At 32.7% G+C, this 7,629-nt stretch carries 5 protein-coding genes; all 5 read right to left on the reverse strand.

Features of this window, described 5'->3' with window-relative positions:
* Positions 1–9: 9 nt before the first annotated feature.
* Complete coding sequence (gene ligA / locus IDG66_RS04930) at positions 10–2,013, reverse strand: NAD-dependent DNA ligase LigA (protein WP_000774565.1); 2,004 nt, start codon at positions 2,011–2,013, stop codon at positions 10–12.
* Positions 2,014–2,016: 3 nt separating this feature from the next.
* Positions 2,017–4,209, reverse strand: coding sequence for a DNA helicase PcrA (gene pcrA / locus IDG66_RS04935; protein WP_000992921.1), 2,193 nt, complete (start codon positions 4,207–4,209; stop codon positions 2,017–2,019).
* Positions 4,206–4,898 carry a heptaprenylglyceryl phosphate synthase gene (gene pcrB, locus IDG66_RS04940; protein WP_000272070.1) on the reverse strand — a complete coding sequence of 231 codons (693 nt, stop codon included), beginning with the start codon at positions 4,896–4,898 and terminating at the stop codon, positions 4,206–4,208. The genes pcrA and pcrB overlap by 4 nt, the downstream gene beginning before the upstream one ends.
* Before the next feature lie 171 nt (positions 4,899–5,069).
* Positions 5,070–5,372 (reverse strand): YerC/YecD family TrpR-related protein, encoded by a 303-nt coding sequence (locus tag IDG66_RS04945; protein WP_001165363.1) that lies wholly within the window; start codon positions 5,370–5,372, stop codon positions 5,070–5,072.
* 108 nt (positions 5,373–5,480) lie between these two features.
* Entirely contained in the window at positions 5,481–6,776 is a 1,296-nt protein-coding gene (purB, locus tag IDG66_RS04950; RefSeq protein WP_000572878.1) for an adenylosuccinate lyase, read from the reverse strand.
* Positions 6,777–7,629 lie beyond the last annotated feature (853 nt).

Raw genomic sequence — 7,629 nt, forward strand, 5'->3', positions numbered from 1 at the left:
CATACCCCTCTAACTATTTAATTCATTTTGCTTATCTACAAATTGTTGCTCTGTCCAAATTTCAATACCTAAACTTTGTGCTTTTGTTAATTTTGAACCTGCATCTTCACCAGCAATAACGACATCTGTATTTTTAGTAACGCTACTTGTAACTTTAGCACCTTGTGATGCAAGCCATTTAGATGCTTCATTGCGTGTCATTTGATGTAGCTTACCAGTCAGTACTATCGTTTTACCACTAAATTCAGGATGTCCTTCAATATCTGATGTTTTGATACCTTTATAAATCATATTAACATGTTTATCTTTTAATTTTTGAATTAAAGCACGAATATCTTCATTTTCTAAATAAGTAACTACAGATTGTGCTACTTTATCACCTATATCATGAATTTCTACTAATTCCGCTTCAGTTACCGTTAGTAATCGATCTATCGTTTCATATTTTTCTGCTAACACTTGGCTCGCTTTAACACCTAAATGCCTAATACCTAGACCAAATAATAAATTTTCTAAAGAGTTGTCCTTAGCTTGTTGAATGGCAGCTAATAAATTATCAACTTTTTTCTGCCCCATTCTGTCTAAAGGTAATAAATCTTCTTCTGTTAAATAGAAAATATCAGCAACATCTTTAATTAATTCGCTTTGATAAAGCTGTTGAATAATTTTAGTGCCTAAACCATCAATATTCATGGCTTGTCTTGATACAAAGTGAATCAATCCTTCAACAAGTTGTGCTTGGCATTTTGGATTAATGCAACGAAGTGCTACTTCGCCTTCAATACGTACTAATTCATGTCCACAACTTGGACAATGGGTTGGCATATGATATGTGACAGCATCCTCAGGTCTACGTTCTGGAATACTACGTACAACTTCAGGTATGATGTCACCTGCTTTTTTCACTACAACACTATCACCAATTCGAATATCTCTGTCATGAATTAAATCCTCATTGTGCAAAGATGCTCTTGATACAGTTGTACCAGCTACTTTTACTGGTTCTAAAATAGCAGTAGGTGTGACTACACCTGTTCGTCCAATACTTAATTCAATATCTAATAATTTAGTTACTACTTCCTCAGCTGGAAATTTATAAGCAATGGCCCATCTAGGAGATTTTTGTGTGAATCCCATCTCATCCTGTTGATCTAAATCATTAACCTTAATAACAATCCCATCAATATCATAAGGTAATGACTCTCTTTGGCTTGTCCATTTTTCAATATACTCTAAAACACCATCGATATTATTTACACGCGCTCTATTTTTATTCGTTGTAAAACCTAATTTATCTAACTCATCTAATGCTTCACTTTGCGAACGCGCATTGAAATCAGTGAAATCATTGACACTATATATAAATACGCTTAGCTTTCGTTTTGCCGTTAATTTAGAATCTAACTGTCTTAATGATCCCGCAGCAGCGTTTCTTGGATTTGCAAATAACTGCTCATCATTTTTTTCTTTTTCTTCATTTAATCGTAAAAATGAACGTCTCGGCATATATGCTTCACCACGAACTTCTACATTTAATGGTTCTTTCATTTTCAAAGGTATCGCATGAATTGTTTTTAAATTTTCGGTAATATCTTCACCTGTTGTTCCATCACCACGTGTTAAACCTTGAACGAAGTATCCATCAACATATTTCAATGATACTGCTAAGCCATCAATTTTTAATTCGCACATATATTCAACGTTGCCAATTTGTTCACGTATGCGTTGGTCGAATTTTCTCAAATCATCCTCATTAAATGCATTCCCTAAACTTAACATTGGCGTGTCATGGTTGACTTTATTGAAAGAGGCTTGGGCTTCACCGCCAACTCTAACTGTTGGAGAATCTACAGTCTTATACTCAGGATGCTCCTCTTCTATTTTAATCAGTTCATGAAGTAATTTGTCATATTCACTATCTGGTACAGATGGATTATCCTCTACATAGTATTCATAACTGTATTGATTTAATAAATCATGTAACTCGTTCACACGAGACGATAAATCAGCCATCCCTTAATCCTCCTTTTTTTCAATTGGTGCAAATTGCGCTAACAAACGTTTTGGCCCTTGTGATTTAAAGATAATATCTAGTTCGATTGAGCCATTTTTCTCGTTTACATTACTCACCATGCCTTCTCCCCAGGCTTTATGCATCACTTTGTCACCTACATTCCAATCAGATGACAATACTTGTTTTTTCGTTGACGTTGTTCGTTGACTAAATCCGCGTTTAGCAAAAGGTTTTGCCTTAGGTTGTATCGTTTGTCGTTTGCCACTTGAATGATTTTCTAATAGTGATTCTGGAATTTCCTTTAAAAATCTGGATGGCATATTTGACTGAGGGCGACCAAATAACATTCTTGATGTCGCATGAGTGATATATAACACCTCTTCAGCCCTTGTAATTGCTACATAACAAATACGACGTTCTTCTTGCATTTCATGATCATCTTCACTCTTAATCGCTCTAATATGTGGGAATAAAGATTCTTCCATCCCCATTATAAAGACAATTGGAAATTCAAGGCCCTTAGCCGAGTGCATCGTCATTAGTGTTACGCCATTTTCAGTATCTGCCTCATCAATATCAGCTACTAACGATAAATCCGTTAAAAAGTTAATTAATGACTGTTCTTCTAATGGGGTATTTTCCTCATAGTCTTTTGGTACTGACATAAATTCATCGATGTTTTCTAATCTACTTCGAGATTCTAATGTATTTTCACGTTCAAGCATTTCTCGATAGCCAGACTTTTGTAATACTTCATCAACTATTTCATGAATTTCTAAAAATTCTTGTTCTTTTATCAAGCTTTGGATTAACTCGTAAAAATTAAGACACTCTTGTGTCACCTTTTTTGACAATCCGATAAAATCAGCTTCTCCAAGTGCATCAAACATACTGATATTGTTTTGAAGTGCATAGTTTTGAACTTTTTCAACAGATGAAGGACCTACACCTCTTTTTGGAACATTAATAATACGTTGCAAACTAATGTCATCATTACTATTGGCAATTATACGCAAATAACTTAATAAATCTTTGATTTCTTTACGGTCATAGAACTTTTGGCCACCAACCATTGTGTATGGCATATTAGATTTCATGAATGTTTCCTCAAGTACACGTGATTGTGCATTCGTTCTATATAAAATTGCCATATCTTGATATTTCTTACCATTACGTTGATGCTTCATAATTTCTCGTATTACAAATTCCGCTTCATCACGTTCCGTCATTGCTTCATAGTAATGAATTTTCTCACCATTCGTATTTGCAGTCCACAGTCCTTTTGGCTTACGTTCAGAATTATTTTTAATCACTTCGTTAGCCGCATTTAAAATCGTTTTCGTCGAACGATAATTTTGCTCTAAAAAGATTGTATTCGCTTCTGGATAGTCTTTTTCAAATGATAAGATATTTTGAATATCAGCACCACGCCAACCATAAATTGACTGATCTGAGTCACCTACAACACATAAGTTTTTAAACTTACTTGCTAATAATTTAACTAATGTGTATTGTGCTTTATTAGTATCTTGATACTCATCTACATGAATATATTGGAATTTGTTCTGATAATATTCTAGAACTTCTGGTACACGCTCAAATAAGTTAATCGTTGTCATAATAAGGTCATCAAAATCTAACGCTTCATTACGTGACAATTGGCGTTGATATCCACTATAAACCGTTGCTACCATTTGCGAGTGATAATCTGTGGCTTCTTTTTGAGCATCTGCAGGTGTTTTAAGTTCATTTTTCAAATTACTGATCGCACCGATAAACATACGAGGTTCAAACTTTTTACTATCAATATTTTCATTTTTTAAGACGTCTTTAATAACAGATTTTTGGTCTGTAGGATCAATTATCGTAAAATTGCGTTCTATACCAATTCGATCTGCATCACGACGTAAAATACGAACACACATTGAGTGGAATGTTGACATCCAAATAACTTCTGCTTGATCACCTACTAATTTTTGAACACGTTCTTTCATTTCTCTTGCAGCTTTATTTGTAAAAGTAATAGCCAAAACATTGTATGGTGAGACATCTTTTTCGTCTAATAAATAAGCAATTCTATGTGTTAAAACACGTGTCTTCCCTGAACCAGCACCTGCCATAATTAACAATGGTCCTTCTGTTGTCTTTACAGCTTCACTTTGCTCTGTATTCATATGATTTAATAACGCATTCATTTACTAGACTCCTTTATTTTTACTGTTTTTAAAGCTTTTTTAATATCTTTATAAATAATATCACCGACGATAATTGTATCTGCAATAGCTGCCATCTCTGTCGCTTGTTGTTCTGAGGAAATACCGCCACCATAAAAAAGTTGCGTTTCTGTTAGATGTTCTGAGACAGCTTGAACCTTTGATACGTCGCCATAAATGCCACTATACTCTATATACATAACCGGTAATCGATACATATGATTGACCATTTGGGCATATGCTTCTAAATCTTCTGTTGTTAAATCTGTATTTGCTTTGGTATGTTTTGCCACTTTGCTATCAGCATTGCACACGACATACCCTTCAAATATTACTTCCTCAAAATCTATACTATGTCCATATGTTTTAAGCGCTTCTAATAATGTACCATTGTGAAATACAACATCTGTACTGTTCAGTACTGTAGGTACAAAATAAAAATCAAAACCAGGCATTACACTTTCGATGTTTGATATTTCAAGTACTAAAGGCAATGGGTATCTTCTTACTCTGCTCATTAAATGAATGACATTATCTTCAGTAACGTCATCAGTTCCACCAATCATAATTGCATCTGTTTGAGACATACAAATCGCATCTAAATCATCATCTGAAATATGTTTAGCTGGGTCTAATTTAAAAATATGGCGCCATTTTTTAATGTCATACATTTTCCGAAACTCCTTTTTTAACATACATATGATTATAGCATTTTTAAGTGTCGAGTTCTAAAGACTTAATATGAAATTTAAGTTCTTTTACTCTGTAAATTTTTTCGTGAAAAAACAATGATTATCTACCTTATTAGTGCAGATAGATAACCATTGTTTATCGTTCATTTATTATTCATTTGTTTCAATATTCATACGATCTAAAATCATTGTATAAGCATCATTACCCCATTGTAATGAACGCTTCACTCTAGAAATCGTTGCAGTCGATGCTCCAGATTCTTGTTCAATCGTTGCATAGGTATAACCTTGCTTAATCATTTTAGCAACTTGTAATCTTTGAGACAGTGATTGAATTTCATTTACAGTACACAAATCATCGAAAAATTGGTAACATTCTTCTCTATTTTCTAACGTTAGTATTGCATCAAACAATTCATCTAACGCTGCACCTCGTAATTTTTCAATTTGCATATCGAAACAACCCCTATAATTTTATTCTTTATGTCATTTTAACGCATTAATCTATTAAAGTGTAGCGATTTATATTTTATTAAATCTGAATCGTTACTTTATTTAATTTTATGCTAATCCAGCGCGTTCGAAAATAGTGTCAACTTGATTCAAATGATGTTTAGGATCGAAACATTCATCCAATTCTTCTTTTGTTAAAACACTTGTAATAGACTCATCTTGTTCGATTAATTCACGGAAAGGTGTTTTCGTTTCCCAAGATATCATCGCTTTTGGTTGTACTTTGTCGTATGCTTCTTCACGAACCATACCTTTATTAATTAATGCTAATAAGACACGTTGTGAGAAAATCAGACCAAATGTTTTATCTATGTTATTACGCATATTATCTTCAAATACAGTTAAACGGTCCACAATATTTGTGAAACGATTCAATGCATAATCTAGTGCTATTGTAACATCTGGTAACATAATACGCTCAGCAGAAGAATGAGAAATATCTCTTTCATGCCATAATGGCACATTCTCATAAGCTGTAGTAATATAACCACGAATGACTCTTGAAATACCTGTGATATTTTCAGAACCAATTGGATTTCGTTTATGAGGCATTGCAGATGAACCTTTTTGGCCTTTTGCAAATGCTTCTTCAACTTCTCTTGTTTCGGTTTTTTGAAGGTTACGAATTTCAACGGCAAATTTTTCTAGTGACGTCGCGATTAATGCTAATGTCGCAATATAGTATGCATGTCGATCGCGTTGCAATGTTTGCGTTGATACAGGCGCTGTGCCAATACCTAAATGTTTACACACATAACTTTCTATTTCAGGAGGAATGTTAGCAAAAGTACCTACTGCACCACTCATTTTCCCTACTTCAATTTCTTCTCTTACTTGTTTGAAACGTTGTAAGTTACGTTGCATTTCCGTGTACCACAATGCCATTTTGACACCAAATGTAGTTGGTTCTGCATGCACTCCATGTGTACGTCCCATCATCAATGTATATTTATAATTTTTTGCTTTTTCAGCTAAAACGTCGATAAATCTTTCTAAATCTTTTTCAATAATGTCATTTGCTTGTTTAATAACGAAACTTAAAGCTGTATCTACAACATCAGTAGAAGTTAAACCATAATGTACCCACTTACGTTCTTCACCTAGCGTTTCAGAAACTTGTCTAGTAAAGGCTACAACATCATGGCGCGTTTCTTGTTCAATTTCTTGTGCACGTTCGACATTTACCTTTGCGTTTTGACGAATTTTTTGTACGTCAGCTTTCGGTATATGTCCTAATTCACTCCATGCTTCACATGCTAAAATTTCCACTTCTAACCATGCTTCATAGCGATTTTGATCAGTCCAAATATTAGACATTTCTTCTCTAGAATAGCGTTCAATCATTTTTTTAACTCCTATCGTATGTATACTCGAATTTTCAAAAACAGAACATTTTTAATAAAAATAAACAAAAAGTTCGTTTTTAACTCTACTCTTCACAGTTTAACAGAATTGGTTATAAATGTATAAAAAATTTCCGTATATTCTCATTCTATTTTATTTTTTACATTAATACAATTATCTATGGCAGATTAATACTGATTTCTAATTGTAAATGTTCGCAATACTTTAATCTAATTGGTATTTATAATGATCCATTAAGAATATATTATTGCATTTTAGTTTTTCTCCCCTCAACTACACTATCCAACTTTTTATTACAATTAGGACAATCAATAGCTTTAGTAATACCAGATTTTATTCACTTTACTTCTCCTATTGTATGGAATTTTCAACAATCTACTTTACCTAGTTTCATAATACTCCTTCTTACATTTCCATAATATGTTTTAAAATTATTCACTTCTAATATAACAAACTTTCTACTCACAAAAAGAATATATGTTCTATTGCATAGGTATGGCATTTTAAATATAAGACATTAATATTGAACTCCAGAATCGTATAAATACGAAACTGATTATAGAAAAATACGCAGAGATTTTCTTAATAGTAAATTTTTATAGAAAGACATAAATTGACTACGCTTCTTTCAAAATCGACTAATATATTTTCATGAAACTTTCGATCATATTAATTATTGAATGAGATGTTTACAATTTAGTAAATAAGCTACTAAATTATTACATAAACTGATAATGTGTAAAAATTGAATATTTTTTAAACATAGATTAAAAATTTATATTGAAACTCTTAACTAAATTTAATATAATTATTTTATAATAAAATAAAGGAG

Origin of the sequence: Staphylococcus sp. EG-SA-18, assembly GCF_017151825.1 — a bacterium.
GTDB lineage: Bacteria > Bacillota > Bacilli > Staphylococcales > Staphylococcaceae > Staphylococcus > Staphylococcus aureus.